Raw genomic sequence first — 14251 nt, 5'->3', positions numbered from 1 at the left:
CGCGCCCCCGCGCCGTCGATGACTCAGTCGTCGTCCCGGTCGTCGTCCCAATCGTCGTTGCCGTCGTCGTCTCGGTCGTCGTCCCGGTCGTTGCCGTCGTCGTCGAGGTCGTCACAGCGGTCGTCCCACGCCTCGAAGTGCTCCTCGACGTAGTCGGGGTACGCGTCGTCCCAGTCGTCGAACCACCCCTCGCAGGTGGTCACGTCGATCGCGGGCCACCCGTCCCCCGGCGGGACGACGACCGCGGCGGCACCGGGCTGGGGCGCCGACGTCGCCGGGACGCGAGGGGTGTCGTCGGAATCGTCTGCCGTCGCGACCCCCGCGGCACCGAGGGTCGCCGCCGCGGCGAGAGCGCCTACCGCGATCCACTTCCTGCCGAACTCCATGACCAACCTCCTGTCGGTGGTGCGCCCTGTTGCGCAACACCCACTCTCGATCCCGCGCGTGAAACCTCGGGGAGACCGGCATGAGGGAGTTCTCATGATCGAAAACCGGGGGGTGGGTGCTGTGCTGCGAGGCGCCGCACGGACAATCGATCGACCGCACGGATCCCCCGGTCCGTGCGTCGTCCCGAGAGAAAGAGACACGCATGAAGATTCGTCGACTCGTCGCCACCGCGGCCGGGTGCGCTGCCCTCGTCGTCGCCGCGCCGGCCACCGCGAACGCCTTCTCGCTCGCAGACCTGCTGCCCACCGGCTCCGCGGACTTCCTGTTTCCGCAGCCCGCGCCGCCGGCACCCGCCCCGGCACCCCAGGCCGCGCCGCCGGCTCCCGCCCCCGCCCCGGCGCCCCAGGCGGCCCCGGCCCCTGCGCCGAGCGCCGGCTACAAGAACTGCACGGAGGCGTGGAACGCGGGCGTGGCACCGCTGTACCGGGACGAGCCCGGCTATGCGCCGAAGCTGGACCGCGACGACGACGGCGTCGCGTGCGAGGTCGATCCCCGCTAGGACCGCCCTCCACGACAACGGGGGCCTGCGACCGTCGCCGGTCGCAGGCCCCCGTTGCAATATGCGGTGGTCGGAGCCGGCGCGGTGGTCAGAGCCAGCGCGGCGGTTGTTCGTCGGCGCCGGCGGTGAGTCCGACGGCGCCGCGCCCGGCGGCCCAGCGCACGACGGCGGCGAGCGGGCCGCTCACCTTCGCGGTCGTGGCGGCATCGTCGCGGACCGCGATCGGGGCGCGCCCCTCCACCTCGAGCACGAGACCGGCCCCGAGGTCCTTCCTGCGCCACATGCCCACGACGTCGTCGAGCAGCGAGTCGAGGACGACGGGCGGGAAGTCGCCGAAGCGCGCGCCGTTGCCCAGGTCCACCGCGTGGATCCACACCTCGCGGGTGCGCATCCACGCGGTCTCCTCGGCCGGCACCATCCGGCCCTGTGCGGTGCGGACCTGTGCCTGCCACGCCGATTCCGGCAGGTGCCGCCACTTCTCGTCGAGCCGGGCCACGGTGTGGGCGAACAGGTTCCGCAGCGCCGCGGCGTTCAGGGTGGCGCCTTCGGCGATCTCCTGGGCGCGCTGCTCGGTGGAGGCGTACATGGGTGTCTCGACGCCCGTGGCCGCCCAGTCCATGAGCCGGCACAACGCCGCGGCGTTGTAGCCGACGTGCGCGACGAGGTGCTTGCGGGTCCATCCCTCGAGCGCGGTCGGGGTGTCCAGCTCGTCGTCGGTGAGTTCGGCGAGCCGCTGGGAGAAGTACGCGGTGCCGCGCCGGGCGATCAGCAGCCGCTCGGACAGGTCGAGATCGTTGAACCCCACAGGCATGCTCCTACTTGACGACGGTCTTGTTGCGCACCGTACCGAGGCCCTCGATGCTGACCTCGACCGTCTCCCCGTCGCCGATGTAGCGGGCGGGCTTGCGGGCGTGCCCCACCCCGCCGGTGGTGCCGGTGATGATGACGTCGCCGGGCTGCAGGGTGACGATGTGGGAGATGTAGTCCACCAGCTTGGCCGGGGTGAACACCAGGTCGTCGGTGGTGGCCGACTGCATGACCTCACCCTCGAGCCGGGTCTCGATGCGGCTGCCGAGGGTGTAGTCGGTGCTCAGGAACGGACCGAAGCCGCTGGTCTTCTCGAAGGTCTTGCCCTGGTCCCACTGCAGCGTGCGGTACTGGTAGTCGCGCATCGTGTAGTCGTTGATCACCGAGTAGCCGGCGATGTACTGCTCGGCGTCGGCCTCGGACACCTGGTACGCCTGCTTGCCGATCACGACGGCCAGCTCGGCCTCCCAGTCGAGCTGACCGGCGGCGTACTCGGGGACGATCACGTCGTCGTAGGGGCCGGTGAGGGCCTCCTTGAACTTCGAGAACAGCGTCGGATACTCGGGCAGGTCGCGGCCCATCTCCTTGATGTGGGTGGCGTAGTTCAGGCCGACGCAGACGATCTTGCCGGGGTTGGGCACGACCGGCGCGTAGTCGGCGTCCGTCAGGTCGACGGTGCGGCCGGCGGCCTGCTCGGCGACGGTCTTCCAGGTCGGGTCGGCCAGCAGTGCGGACAGGTCGGCGTAGCCGTCGACGACGGTGGCGGTGGTGTCGGAATCGACGCGCACGGCGGCGGTGGTGCCGTCGAGGCGGAGGGTGGCGAGTCGCATGTCGGGTCAGGCTCCTTCGGAGATGTAGGTGCGGTTGAAGTGCAGGCGTTCGACGATGGGGGCGTCGGAGAAGGCGAACAGGTCGACGCCGCCGTCGGTCTCGAGCGACCATTCCACCCAGGACGGCACGACGATCATGTCGCCCTTGGTGACGTCGTGGTCGGTGCCGCCGAGGTGGAACCGGCCTTCGCCCTCGAAGACCTGGAACACGGTCGAGCCGACGTCGCGCCGGGTGCGGGTGTGGGCGCCGGCCCGCAGCCGGTGGAACTCGGCGCGGATGGTGGGCATGACGTCGCCGCCGGTGGTCGGGTTGGTGTACCGGATCGCGGCATGGCCCGGTTCGGGGGTGGCGGCGTAGCCCTCGTCCTCGAGGGCGAGCTGCTCGTTCAGCGCGGCGTCGGTGTACTTCCAGCGGTAGCACGCGATCGGCGAGCTGGCCTTGGCGTCGAGACCGACCAGCGGGCGCAGGCCCGGGTGCACCCACAGCCGCTCGGACCGGGAGACGTCGGGGGTGGACTCGTCGGTCACGCCGTCGGATCCGAACTCGAAGAACCCGGTGTCGGTGTAGTTGACGAACGGGATGTCGAGGCCGTCGATCCACGCCATCGGGTGGTCGGTCTCGTTGTGGTGCCCGTGGAAGTTCCAGCCGGGGGTGAGCAGGAAGTCGCCGCGGCACATGGCCACCGGATCGCCGTTGACCACGGTCCACACGCCTTCACCCTCGACGACGAACCGGAAGGCGTTCTGCGAGTGCCGGTGCTCGGGCGCGGTCTCCTTGGGTCCGAGGTACTGGATCGCCGCCCACAGCGTGGGGGTGACGTAGGGGACGCCGCCGAGTCCGGGGTTGGCCAGGGCGATGGCACGCCGCTCACCGCCGCGGCCCACAGGGACGAGGTCACCGGCCCGCTGAGCGAGCGGGTACAGGGTCGACCACTTCCACACGAACGGCACGGCCTTCGACGTCGGCACCATCGGCATCAGGTCGCCGAGCTGGGTCCACAGCGGGTTGAGGTGCTCGGCCTCGAAGTCCGTGTAGAGCTGCTGCAGCTCGGGATCGGTGTTCTCGGTTGCGGTCATGACCTCTCCTCGTGAAGCGGGACACCTGCGGCGTTGCTCTCAACGTAGGTCGCCCGGTCCCGCGCCGCCCATGCAATTCTGCTATACGGAATCCGAGGCCCGATCCGTGCCGCATCGCCCCGCGTCACTCGATGTGCGCTACCTCGACCTCGATCCCCCGGATCGCGGTCCGCATCCGGGAGACGAGAGAGCCGTCGAGGTGCTGGCGGTAGCGCGTGATCGGCACCGCCGCCGTGAGCGCCGCGATCGCCCGCCCGTGCCCGTTGCGGACGGCGACGCCGAACGCGGCGACCCCCTCCTCCGTCTGCTCGACGTTGACGGCGAACCCCACCTTGCGGGCCGCCTCGAGCTCGGTGAGGAACACCTCGAACTCGCCGGGGGCGAGCCGGCGGTCCACCCCGTAGCCCACCGTCGGGCGCGGATCGACGTGCGGCTCCTCGGGCGGTCGCAGGTAGAGCTGCTCCAGCGTCTGTCTCGGCAACTCCGCCAACAGGATTCGACCACCGGCGGTGAGCTCCGCGGGAAGCACCTGGCCCTGCCGGTCGCCGACCCGCAGCATCGACTCGGATTCCGCGGAGTAGAGGAACCGGGCCTGCGACCCCACCCGGACGACGAGGTTGATCGTCTCGCCGGTCAGGATCGCCAGCGCCTCCATGTGCGGCCTGCTGAGGTCGGCGAGCTCGCGCGTCCAGCCCTGCTGTGCGGGCCCCACCCCCATCGCCGGCCCGGGATGGTAGCGGCGCTTCTCGTCCTGCACGGCGAACCCGCGGTAGACCAGCATCGAGAGCAGACGGTGGGCCGTCGACGGCGCCGTCCCGAGTTCCTCCGCGGCGTCCTTGAGCCGCAGCGCGCCGACGTCGCGGAGCATCTGCAGCAGCCGCAGCGCGTTGTCTACCGACTCGAGCGCGTACGACGGCCGGGTGATGGTCTTGGACGCCCTCTTCGGCGCCGACGGTTTTTTCTGCACAACAGAACTTTATTGCAGCGGCGGAGTGGGGCGCATCACGGTAGAAGCATGCACAGTTCCCCCGACGCCGTCGCCACCGGCGACCGCACGATCGTCCTGCATCGCGGGACAGCGCTCGCCGTGATCGTCTGCTGGCTGTTCGTCGTCTTCGACGGCTACGACCTCATCGTCTACGGCAACGTCATCTCGAGCCTCCAGGACGAGTGGGGCATCAGCGCCGCGACCGCCGGCACCCTCGGCAGCCTCGCCTTCCTCGGCATGATGATCGGCGCGGTGCTCGCCGGGCGCCTGTCCGACGCGATCGGCCGCAAGCAGGCCGTCATCGGCTGCGTCGTGGTGCTGTCGGTGTTCACCACGCTCTGCGCCGTCGCCACCGGCCCCATCATGTTCGGGGCGATGCGGCTGATCGCCGGCCTGGGCCTCGGCGGCCTGGTCCCCACGTCGAACGCGCTGGCCGCCGAACTGGTCCCGCCGCGATGGCGTGCGGCCGTCGCGACGATGATGATGTCGGGCGTGCCGATCGGCGGGTCCGTCGCGGCCCTGCTCGGCATCCCCGTCATTCCCCACTGGGGCTGGCGCCCGATGTTCCTGTTCGCCCTCGTGCCCCTGTTCGTCCTGGTGCCGTTGGCGCTGAAGTACCTGCCCGACACGCATTCCAAGACGGACGCCCCCACCGGCGGCGGCTTCCGCGAGCTGCTCGGGTCGCGGTTCCGGACCATCAGCGTCATGTTCGCTCTCGTCACCGTGGTGACGCTGCTCGCCTGGTACGGCCTGGGCACCTGGCTGCCGAAGCTCATGCAGAACACCGGCACCGACCTCGGCAGCGCCCTGACCTTCGCGCTCGCGCTGAACCTCGGCGCGGTGGCCGGCTCGTTCATCACCGCGTGGGGCGGCGTGCGGTTCGGCACCGTGCCCACGAGCATCGTCGCCGCGTTCGTCGCCGGTGTCGCGCTGCTCGCCCTGCTGCTCTCCCCGCCCACCGCGATCGTGTACGCGATCTTCGTGCTCGCCGGCGTCGGCACCCACGGAACGCAGTGCCTGATCATCGCGGCGGTGGCCTCCTACTACCCCGACCACCTGCGCGGCACCGCGCTCGGCTGGGCTCTGGGTGTCGGCCGGATCGGCGCCGTCGCGGCCCCGCAGATCGGCGGCTGGCTGCTCGCCGCCGGGCTGGGCGCGAACTCCAACTTCATCCTCTTCGCCGTGAGCGCACTGATCGCCTCGCTGCTGCTGACCGTCGTGTGGAAGCGATTCCCCGTCAGCGACGACGCGCCGCGCGGCCCGATCCTCGCCCACTGATCCACCCCTCATCCCGATACCGATCACAAGGAGTGTCATGTCCGATCTGAAGGACGCCCGGGTTCTCGTCGCCGGCGGCGGCATCGGCGGCGTCGCCAACGCCCTCGCCCTCGCCCTCCGGGGTGCCGAGGTCACGCTGTTCGAGCGCGCGTCGGAATTCGGCGAGGTGGGCGCCGGACTGCAGATCGGCCCGCACGGCTCCCGCATCCTCCAGGCGCTCGGCGTCTACGACGAGGTCATCTCCAAGGGGGTCCTGCCGAAGAACCTCGTCTTCCGCGACGCCGTCACCGCCGAGATCCTCACCAAGGTCGACCTCGGCCACGACTACCAGCAGCACTACGGCGGGGTGTACTTCGTCGTGCACCGTTCCGATCTGCACTCGGTGCTCGTCGAGGCCGCCCGCCGGGCCGGCGCCGACCTGCGCACCGACGCCGCCGTGCACGACGTCGTCACCGAGGGCGACAAGGTCCGCGTCATCCTCGAGAGCGGCGAGGAGCACGTCGGCGACATCGCCCTCGGCATGGACGGCCTGCACTCGCGGCTGCGCCCGAAGCTGTCCGACGACAAGCCGGTCGGCTCCGGGTACGTCGCCTTCCGCGGCACGTTCCCGATGGACGAGGTCCCCCTCGAGGAGGAGATCGAGGACGTCGTCGGCTACATCGGCCCGCGCTGCCACTTCATCCAGTACCCGCTGCGCCAGGGCGAGATGCTCAACCAGGTGGCCGTCTTCCAGTCGCCCGCCTTCCTGCGCGGCGAGGAGAAGTGGGGCAGCCCCGAGGAACTCGCGCACGCCTACGACCACTGCCACGAGAGCGTGCAGACCGCGCTGAAGTACCTGTGGACCGACCGGTGGTGGCCGATGTTCGACCGCGACCCGATCGACAACTGGGTCGACGGCCGCATGATCCTGCTCGGCGATGCCGCCCATCCCCCGCTGCAGTACCTCGCCTCCGGCGCCGTGATGGCCCTCGAGGACGCCAAGTGCCTGGCCGACTACGCCGCCGAGGACTACCGGGGCGACAACGCCAACTGGCCGCAGATCCTGCGTGACGTCAACGCCGAACGCGCCCCGCGCTGCAACCGCATCCTCACCACCGGCCGCATGTGGGGCGACCTGTGGCACCTCGACGGCGCCGGCCGCGAGGCCCGCAACGAACTGTTCCGCACCCGCGACACGTCGAGCTACAAGTACACCGACTGGCTCTGGGGCTACAGCTCCAACCGCCACCGCTGACTCCCACCGTCGCCGGTCCGATCGCCCGAATGCGCGGGCCGAATGTCACACCGGTTCGATTGAATCGAACCGGTGTGACATTCGGCCACGGGCTCGTAGGCTGGCGCGCATGGGGTCACTGCGGGCTGCCGTCGTGGGTGGGGGGATCATCGGGGCCGCCACCGCGCGCGAGCTGGCGACGCACGGCGCCGACGTCACGCTGTTCGAGAAGGAGCCCCGGCTCGCCGCGCACCAGACCGGTCACAACAGCGGCGTCGTGCACGCCGGGCTGTACTACCCGCCCGGCAGCCTCAAGGCACGCCTGTGCCGGCGCGGGGTGCACCTGCTCGCCGAGTTCACCGCCGCCCGCGCCCTGCCGTACGACGAGTGCGGCAAGATCGTCGTCGCACTCGACGCGAGCGAGCTCGACCGGCTCGACGCCATCCACGAACGCGCCGTCGCCAACGGCGTGCCCGGGATCCGCCGCATCGGGCCGGAGGAGATCACCGACATCGAGCCACACGCGCGCGGCATCTCCGCGCTGCACTCCCCGCACACCGCGATCGTCGACTACGTCGCGGTGACCACCGCCCTCGCCGACGACGTCACGGCGTCGGGCGGCACCGTCCGCCTGGCCACACCCGTCACGGCGATCCGCCCCCGCGGCGACGAGGTGCTCGTCGGCACCGGCACCGGCACGGACGGCTTCGACCTGGTGATCACGTGCGCGGGCCTGCAGTCGGACCGGCTCGCCCACGACGCCGGGGACCCCGCGACGCCCGCGATCGTGCCGTTCCTCGGCGACTACCACCTGCTGCGGCCCGACGTGGCCGGGCGGGTGCGCGGACTGATCTATCCGGTGCCCGATCCGCGGTACCCGTTCCTCGGGGTCCACCTGACCAAACGGATCGACGGGGCGATCATGCTGGGGCCCAACGCATTCCTGGCGCCGGGACGCGAAGCGTACGACGGCCGGTCGAGGTCGCTGCGGGACCTGCGCGACGCCGTGCTCTTCCCCGGCTTCCGCAGGTTCGCCGCACGCAACGTCCCGGCCGCGATGCGCGAGCTGCGCACGGCGGTCAGCATCCGGCGGTTCGTCGCCGAGGCCGCGAAGTACGTGCCCGGACTGACCGTCGCCGACGTGCTGCCGGGCCCGCGGGGGATCCGCGCGCAGGCAATGGACGCCGACGGCTCGCTCGTCGACGACTTCGTCATCACCGGGCACGGGCGGGTGGTGCACCTGCGCAATGCGCCCTCCCCCGGCGCGACGTCGTCGATGGCGATCGCCGAGTACCTCGTGGACGCGGCCCTCGAACGGGCGGGCCTGCGGACCTGACGCCCCGGTGTCACCGTCGCCAGAACAGGTGGTGGATCACGCCGCTCGGGCTGGGCACGACCTCGAGGTGGAACCGATCGAGCAGCTCGTCGGGCGACTCCCACAGGCGCACCCCGGCTCCGAGCTGCACCGCCGGTACGACCGCCACGTGCATGGTGTCGACGAGGTCCGCGTCGAGGAATTCCCGGATGGTGGTGGCCCCGCCCCCGAGCCGGACGTCCTTGCCCTGCGCCGCCTCCCGCGCCTGCGTGAGGACCGTGGCCGGGTCGCCGTCGACGAAGTGGAACGTCGTGTCGGACAGCGTGAACGACGGTCGCGGATGGTGGGTCAGCACGAACACCGGGGTGTGGAAGGGCGGTTCGCCGCCCCACCAGCCGCGCCAGTCGTGGTCCTGCCACGGCCCCCGTTGCGGACCGAACTTGTTCCGGCCCATGATCTCGGCACCGATGTTGCGGGCGAAGTCCCGCGTGAAGTAGTCGTCGAGGCCCCGGCTCCCGCCCGGATCGGTACGGTTGGGCCAGCTCGCGGTCGCGCCGGCCCACGCGAACATCGAACCGGGGTCCGCGTGCCCGAACGGCCGCTCGAGGCTCTGGCCTTCCCCGGCTCCGAAACCGTCCCCCGAGACGGCGAAGTTCTGAACCCTCACCAGCTGATCCACCGGGCACCTCCTGCACTGTCGACAGCATTGCACAGGTTCGGACTCCGCGAGGCGGGCAAACTCATCGGCGCACGAGGGATCCGTCCGTTCACACGACGTACGTCTCGAGCCACCGCTTCATCACGGCGGTGGCGTGCGCGAGCGTCTCGGGCTGCACCGACCGCAGGTCGGCGGCGACGGCGTCGGCCGCCCCGGCCCCGAGGGTCGCCTCCAGCGACGCCCGGTACTCGTCGATCGCGAGCCAGTCGGCCAGCTGGTCGGCATCGGCCTCGAGATGGAACTGCACCCCGTAGCTGCTCCCGTGCCGGAACACCTGGTTCGGGTAGGCCCGCGACGAGGCGAGCAGGGTGGCGCCCGGCGGCAGGTCGAAGGTGTCGGCGTGCCACTGCAGCACCGGGAAGGTGGACGGCAGCTCGCCCCACACCGGGTCGGCGGCCGAGGCGTGCGCGAGTTCCACCTCGCCCACGCCGACCTCCGGGACGGGGCCGGTGTGGACGTCGGCGCCGAGGGCCGCGGCGAGCAGCTGGGCGCCGAGGCACACCCCCCACACCGGAATGCCGGCGGCCACGGCCGCCCGCAGGTAGGCGATCTCCTCGCCGAGCCACGGCACCGTCGCGGCGTCGGCGACGCCCATCGGGCCACCCATGACCACGACGGCGGCGTAGTCGAGCGCGGCGGGCACCGGGTCGCGCCAGAGCCGCACGGTGTGGACCTGCACGTACTGCTCGAGCACCGGCAGATACGCGGCCGGGCCCTCGCAGTCGAGGTGGCGGAGTTCCAGGACGACAGGGTTCATCGCCTCAGCATGCCCGCTGCACGTTGCCCCGCGGGTGCCCGGAGCGTGAACGTTCGGTGAGCGAACGTCGCCGTCGGTGCTCCCCCACCGACGACCGTCGCCGTGGTGCGATGGGGGAAGGCGGCCCGACGGGCGGGCCCGCGACGGAAGGATTCGACATGGCACGGATCGTGATCATCGGCGGCCACGGGAAGGTGGCCCTGCACCTCGAGCGGCTGCTCGCCGACGCCGGCGACGAGGTGACCGCGGTGATCCGCAACCCCGACCACGCCGACGACGTGCGCGCCGCAGGTGCGACGCCGGTCGTGGCCGACGTCGAGCACTTCGGCGTCGACGACCTCGTGCCGCTGCTCGAGGGGCACGACGCGGTGGTGTGGTCGGCGGGCGCGGGCGGCGGCAACCCGCAGCGCACGTACGCCGTGGACCGCGACGCGGCGATCGGGTCCATGACCGCGGCCGAGCGTGCGGGGGTCCGCCGCTACGTGATGGTGTCGTACTTCGGGGCCGGCCCGGACCACGGCGTTCCCGAGGACAACGGCTTCTACGCGTATGCCGAGGCGAAGGCGGCCGCGGACGCGCACCTGCGCGGCACGGACCTGGACTGGACGATTCTGGGCCCGAGCGCGCTGACCCTCGATCCGCCGACCGGCCGGATCGAGACCGGCCCGGACGCCGGCAAGGGACAGGTCTCGCGGGCGGATGTGGCGGCGGTCGCGGCCGCGGTACTGCACCGGCCCGCGACGGTGCGACGCACGATCGAGTTCAACAACGGGGACACCCCGATCGGGGACGTCCTCGACGCGCTCGGCTGAGCCGCCCTTGACGGACGCCGCGGGCGAGGCCGATCGTGGACACCGTCGGCAGTATCGCGGCTCGACGACAGGGGCACCACCATGAAGGTTCTCGTTGCGTACGCCAGCCGGCACGGCGCCACCGCCGGGATCGCGGAGCGGATCGCCGAGGTGATCCGGGCGGAGGGGCACACGGCGGACACGGTGCAGCTCCCGGCTGCGACCTCGGTGGACGACTACGACGCGTGCGTCGTCGGCAGTTCCGCGTACCTGGGGCACTGGGAGAAAGCGGCGAGCGCGTTCGTCCGCGAGCACCGCGACGGGCTCGTCGCCCGCCCGGTCTGGCTGTTCACCAGCGGACCGCTCGGCACCGAGGAGGTCGACGAGCAGGGACAGGACGTGCGGGAGAGCGCGGCCCCGCGGGAACTGCCGGAGCTGACCGATGCGATCGCACCCCGGGAGCATCACGTCTTCTTCGGCGCGCTGGACCCGAAGACGCTCGGGGTCGGCGCGCGGGTGATGCGCAAGCTTCCGGCCGGCCGGAAGCTGCTGCCCGAAGGAGATTTCCGGGACTGGCAGGAGATCGAGGACTGGGCGCGGAGCATCGTCCGGGCGCTGGCGTGATCGCAGCACAGGAGGGCACCTGGGACCCGGGCATGCCCTACCTGTGCGCCGGGACGGGACCGCCCCTGCTGTTCATGCCCGGATTGTCGACTCACCACCGGCTGCCCCGCGGCTTCGACCGGCGCACCCAGCTCGCGCAGATCGCGCCCTGGACGACGATGCGGCGGGTGTGGTGGGTGAACCGCCGGCCGGGCCTGCCGCCGGGGACCACCATGGCCGATCTCGCCCGCGACTACGCGGTGGCGATGCCCGGCCGCTTCCCCGGTCCGGTCGATGTGCTCGGCGTCTCGACCGGCGGCAGCGTCGCGCTCCAGTTGGCTCTCGACCATCCGGAGCTGGTGCGCCGGCTGGTGCTCGTGGCCTCGGCGGCCCACCTCGGCCCGGGCCGCGACGTGCAGCGCCGGGCCGCGGCGGCCGTGCGGGCGGGGCACCCGCGGCGGGCGATGGCGGAACTCGCGGCGACGACAGGGGCGCGGCGATGGTCGCGCGCGCTGCTGTGGGTGCTGGGATGGCTGCTCGAGCCGTCGGGGGCCCGGCACGGGTACGACGATTTCCTCGTCGTGGTCGACGCCGAGGACCGGTTCGACGTGACCGCCCGGCTCGCTGAGGTGACGTGTCCGGTGCTGGTGCTCGGCGGTGACCGGGACGGGTTCTACGGCGCCGACCTGTTCCGGGAGCTGGCGGCCGCCGTGCCGCGGGGACGAGCCGTCGTCCGGCCCGGGGTGGGCCATCTGGGCGTGATGACCGGCGACCGGTGGGTGCGGGACGCGTCGAGCTTCCTCGACACGCCCGGCACGCCGGGCTTCCCCGAGACGTGGCAGCCCCCCCTCCGTCGCGGCCGGATAATCGGCACGTCCGGCGTGGCCGGATGATCATCGGGACAGGCCGGCGGAGGGAGCGCACGTGAAGGTACTGGTCGCGTACACGACGGCGTACGGGGCGACGCGCGGCGTGGCGGAACGGATCGCGCAGCGGCTCACCGAGGCCGGGCACGAGGCGGACCTGCACGATCTCGCCGAGCCGGTCGATCCGTCGGCCCATGCCGCCGTCGTGCTCGGCAGCTCGGTGCACAACGGGCAGTGGCTCGCTCCCGCCGCCCGATTCGCGGATCTGCATCGCGCGCACCTCGCGGGCAAGCCCGCGTGGTTGTTCTCGGTGCAGACCATCGGTGCGACGAGCGCGATGATCTCCGGGCGGCTCGCCGGCTGGGTGCGGCCGAAGATGAAGGAACCGAAGGTGGCGGCGACGCTGCGGGCGACGGCGACGGTGCGCGAGTACCGGGCCTTCGCGGGCGCGATCGAGCCGGAGCAGTGGCCGGGGATCGTGGGCCGGGTGGTGTTCCGCCTCGCCGGCGGCCGATACGGCGATCACCGGGACTGGGCCGACATCGATGCCTTCGCCGCCCGGATCATCCGGAATATCGACCGGCCGTAGCCGAAAATCACGTTTCCGATCGACCTCGTATTTCACGCGAAAGGCACATTTCGGCTATTTTCCGGCGCATCTTCGCGCGGGTCCGGCAGAAATTCTATTTCACCGGCGGAACGCCCTGAACAGCGGCGATACACGACGATCGCCAAAACAGGTTGATCGGTATCTTCGTACGCCTGCGACACGCCCACGCCCCGTGTTACACAGGGAACGAACACCCGCACATCGAACGGAAGGACTCGCATGTCAGCGCAAATTCTGGAATTGCTCGGCTCCCTCGACCTCGGAGAAATCCTGAAGCGACTGCTGGACAGTCTCGGTAGTTGATCATCGGAGAAGCGAGGGTCCGCACACGCCCCGTGCGGACCCTCTCCCGTCGCAGCATCGAAGATCCGGGACCCGCCGACCCTCGAAGGTGACTCATATGCGCCGTGCGCGATCGTCCCGCTCGCGAACGACCGCGGCGCTGGCGGCCGTCCTGGCCGGGGCCGCCCTCGTCGTCGGTGCACCCGCGGCCGCCCAACCCGATCCCGGCGGCTCGTACATCCAGCGGGTCGAGGAGCACGGCGCCCGGCAGCGCACCCTGTTCGTGTATTCGGCGTCGATGCAGCGCGTGATCCCGGTGGCCGTGCTGACGCCGCGGAACACCGGCGCCCCACGCCCGGTGCTCTACCTGCTCGCCGGCGCGGGCGGCGGCGACGGCGGCACCCTCACCTGGCTCGACCGCACCGACGTGGCCGACTTCTTCGCCGACAAGGACGTCAACGTCGTGCTGCCGCTCGACGGCGCGTTCAGCTACTACACCGACTGGAAGCAGGACGACCTCGTCCTCGGCCGGAACAAGTGGACGACCTTCCTGACCCGCGAACTGCCGCCGATCGTCGACGCGGCTCTCGGCACCACGGGAGCCAATGCCATTGCGGGACTGTCGATGTCGGGAACGTCGGTCCTGAGCCTCGTGCAGTCCGCACCGGGGCTGTACCGCGGGGTCGGCGCGTTCAGCGGCTGCGCCCAGACCAGCACCCGTCCCGGCCGGACCTACGTCGAGCTCGTCGTCGAGGTGCGCGGCGGAGGCGACACCGACAACATGTGGGGACCCGAGGGCGATCCCGCATGGGTGGCGAACGACCCGTACGTCAACGCCGAGAAGCTACGCGGAACACAGATCTACCTGTCCAACGGCACCGGGCTGCCCGGTCCGTACGACCGGCTCGATCATCCGAACGTCGGCGGCGACCCGGCGAACCTCGCCGAACAGGTCGTCGTGGGAGGCATCATCGAGGCCGCCACCAACGAGTGCACACACCAGCTGGCCCGCCGCCTCGCCGAGCTCGGCATCCCGGCCACCGTCGACTTCCGGCCCGTGGGTACCCATTCGTGGGGCTACTGGCAGGAGGACCTGCACCGCGCGTGGCCCATGCTCGGTGCCTCGGTGGGTGCCTGAGAGACACGACGGCGCCGACGCCCGGGATCGCC

General features: G+C 71.4%; 16 protein-coding genes. 9 read left to right on the top strand and 7 right to left on the bottom strand.

The window, feature by feature from the left end:
- Nucleotides 1-23: 23 nt before the first annotated feature.
- Complete coding sequence (locus LZP97_RS03300) at nt 24-386, bottom strand: hypothetical protein (RefSeq protein ID WP_040275664.1); 363 nt, start codon at nt 384-386, stop codon at nt 24-26.
- A 203-nt stretch (nt 387-589) separates the two neighbouring features.
- On the opposite strand from LZP97_RS03300, the gene LZP97_RS03295 reads away from it, so the two are divergent.
- Complete coding sequence (locus LZP97_RS03295) at nt 590-946, top strand: excalibur calcium-binding domain-containing protein (RefSeq protein ID WP_010592342.1); 357 nt, start codon at nt 590-592, stop codon at nt 944-946.
- Nucleotides 947-1034: 88 nt separating this feature from the next.
- Here LZP97_RS03295 and LZP97_RS03290 read toward each other — a convergent pair whose 3' ends face one another.
- From LZP97_RS03290 to LZP97_RS03275, 4 genes are all read right to left on the bottom strand, one after another.
- Complete coding sequence (locus tag LZP97_RS03290; protein ID WP_010592343.1) at nt 1035-1751, bottom strand: maleylpyruvate isomerase family mycothiol-dependent enzyme; 717 nt, start codon at nt 1749-1751, stop codon at nt 1035-1037.
- Between the two features lie 10 nt (nt 1752-1761).
- Entirely contained in the window at nt 1762-2583 is an 822-nt protein-coding gene (locus tag LZP97_RS03285; RefSeq protein ID WP_010592344.1) for a fumarylacetoacetate hydrolase family protein, read from the bottom strand.
- Nucleotides 2584-2589: 6 nt separating this feature from the next.
- Nucleotides 2590-3660 (bottom strand): cupin domain-containing protein, encoded by a 1071-nt coding sequence (locus LZP97_RS03280; protein ID WP_010592345.1) that lies wholly within the window; start codon nt 3658-3660, stop codon nt 2590-2592.
- Between the two features lie 124 nt (nt 3661-3784).
- A complete protein-coding gene (locus LZP97_RS03275; protein ID WP_010592346.1) occupies nt 3785-4627 on the bottom strand; it encodes an IclR family transcriptional regulator in 843 nt (280 codons plus the stop codon).
- Nucleotides 4628-4675: 48 nt separating this feature from the next.
- Here LZP97_RS03275 and LZP97_RS03270 point away from each other — a divergent pair, with 48 nt between their 5' ends.
- The 3 genes from LZP97_RS03270 to lhgO all read left to right on the top strand — a co-directional run bounded on the left by LZP97_RS03270 (nt 4676) and on the right by lhgO (nt 8475).
- A complete protein-coding gene (locus tag LZP97_RS03270) occupies nt 4676-5926 on the top strand; it encodes an MFS transporter (protein WP_010592347.1) in 1251 nt (416 codons plus the stop codon).
- 37 nt (nt 5927-5963) lie between these two features.
- A complete protein-coding gene (locus tag LZP97_RS03265; protein ID WP_010592348.1) occupies nt 5964-7160 on the top strand; it encodes an FAD-dependent monooxygenase in 1197 nt (398 codons plus the stop codon).
- Nucleotides 7161-7269: 109 nt separating this feature from the next.
- Nucleotides 7270-8475, top strand: a complete 1206-nt coding sequence (gene lhgO / locus LZP97_RS03260) for an L-2-hydroxyglutarate oxidase (protein ID WP_017681871.1) — start codon at nt 7270-7272, stop codon at nt 8473-8475.
- Nucleotides 8476-8485: 10 nt separating this feature from the next.
- On the opposite strand, the gene LZP97_RS03255 is transcribed toward lhgO, so the two are convergent.
- Nucleotides 8486-9133 carry a dihydrofolate reductase family protein gene (locus LZP97_RS03255; RefSeq protein WP_010592350.1) on the bottom strand — a complete coding sequence of 216 codons (648 nt, stop codon included), beginning with the start codon at nt 9131-9133 and terminating at the stop codon, nt 8486-8488.
- An 88-nt stretch (nt 9134-9221) separates the two neighbouring features.
- Entirely contained in the window at nt 9222-9929 is a 708-nt protein-coding gene (locus LZP97_RS03250; RefSeq protein WP_010592351.1) for a type 1 glutamine amidotransferase, read from the bottom strand.
- A 158-nt stretch (nt 9930-10087) separates the two neighbouring features.
- Between LZP97_RS03250 and LZP97_RS03245 the strand changes: the two genes are divergently transcribed.
- The 5 genes from LZP97_RS03245 (at nt 10088) to LZP97_RS03225 (ending at nt 14219) form a co-directional block, all read left to right on the top strand.
- Complete coding sequence (locus LZP97_RS03245) at nt 10088-10741, top strand: SDR family oxidoreductase (RefSeq protein WP_017681872.1); 654 nt, start codon at nt 10088-10090, stop codon at nt 10739-10741.
- An 81-nt stretch (nt 10742-10822) separates the two neighbouring features.
- A complete protein-coding gene (locus LZP97_RS03240; protein ID WP_017681873.1) occupies nt 10823-11344 on the top strand; it encodes a flavodoxin domain-containing protein in 522 nt (173 codons plus the stop codon).
- On the top strand, nt 11341-12216 hold the full coding sequence (locus tag LZP97_RS03235; protein ID WP_234574962.1) for an alpha/beta fold hydrolase: 876 nt from the start codon (nt 11341-11343) through the stop codon (nt 12214-12216). Before LZP97_RS03240 ends, LZP97_RS03235 begins: the two co-directional genes overlap by 4 nt.
- 31 nt (nt 12217-12247) lie before the next feature.
- Nucleotides 12248-12778, top strand: a complete 531-nt coding sequence (locus LZP97_RS03230) for a flavodoxin domain-containing protein (protein ID WP_017681874.1) — start codon at nt 12248-12250, stop codon at nt 12776-12778.
- A 421-nt stretch (nt 12779-13199) separates the two neighbouring features.
- Nucleotides 13200-14219 carry an alpha/beta hydrolase gene (locus tag LZP97_RS03225; protein ID WP_017681875.1) on the top strand — a complete coding sequence of 340 codons (1020 nt, stop codon included), beginning with the start codon at nt 13200-13202 and terminating at the stop codon, nt 14217-14219.
- The last annotated feature ends 32 nt before the right edge of the window (nt 14220-14251 follow it).

This window comes from Rhodococcus sp. DMF-1 (assembly GCF_021441945.1).
Taxonomy (GTDB): Bacteria; Actinomycetota; Actinomycetes; order Mycobacteriales; family Mycobacteriaceae; genus Rhodococcus; species Rhodococcus ruber.
This window is presented reverse-complemented; position numbering and strand designations above follow the sequence as displayed.

What these genes read in the sequence shown, in the direction of transcription:
- LZP97_RS03265 (WP_010592348.1), top strand. Translation starts at nt 5,964, where the DNA reads ATGTCCGATCTGAAGGACGCCCGGGTTCTCGTCGCCGGCGGCGGCATC.
- LZP97_RS03295 (WP_010592342.1), top strand. Translation starts at nt 590, where the DNA reads ATGAAGATTCGTCGACTCGTCGCCACCGCGGCCGGGTGCGCTGCCCTC.
- LZP97_RS03240 (WP_017681873.1), top strand. Translation starts at nt 10,823, where the DNA reads ATGAAGGTTCTCGTTGCGTACGCCAGCCGGCACGGCGCCACCGCCGGG.
- LZP97_RS03300 (WP_040275664.1), bottom strand. Translation starts at nt 386, where the DNA reads ATGGAGTTCGGCAGGAAGTGGATCGCGGTAGGCGCTCTCGCCGCGGCG.
- LZP97_RS03245 (WP_017681872.1), top strand. Translation starts at nt 10,088, where the DNA reads ATGGCACGGATCGTGATCATCGGCGGCCACGGGAAGGTGGCCCTGCAC.
- LZP97_RS03225 (WP_017681875.1), top strand. Translation starts at nt 13,200, where the DNA reads ATGCGCCGTGCGCGATCGTCCCGCTCGCGAACGACCGCGGCGCTGGCG.
- LZP97_RS03280 (WP_010592345.1), bottom strand. Translation starts at nt 3,660, where the DNA reads ATGACCGCAACCGAGAACACCGATCCCGAGCTGCAGCAGCTCTACACG.
- lhgO (WP_017681871.1), top strand. Translation starts at nt 7,270, where the DNA reads ATGGGGTCACTGCGGGCTGCCGTCGTGGGTGGGGGGATCATCGGGGCC.
- LZP97_RS03285 (WP_010592344.1), bottom strand. Translation starts at nt 2,583, where the DNA reads ATGCGACTCGCCACCCTCCGCCTCGACGGCACCACCGCCGCCGTGCGC.
- LZP97_RS03250 (WP_010592351.1), bottom strand. Translation starts at nt 9,929, where the DNA reads ATGAACCCTGTCGTCCTGGAACTCCGCCACCTCGACTGCGAGGGCCCG.
- LZP97_RS03270 (WP_010592347.1), top strand. Translation starts at nt 4,676, where the DNA reads ATGCACAGTTCCCCCGACGCCGTCGCCACCGGCGACCGCACGATCGTC.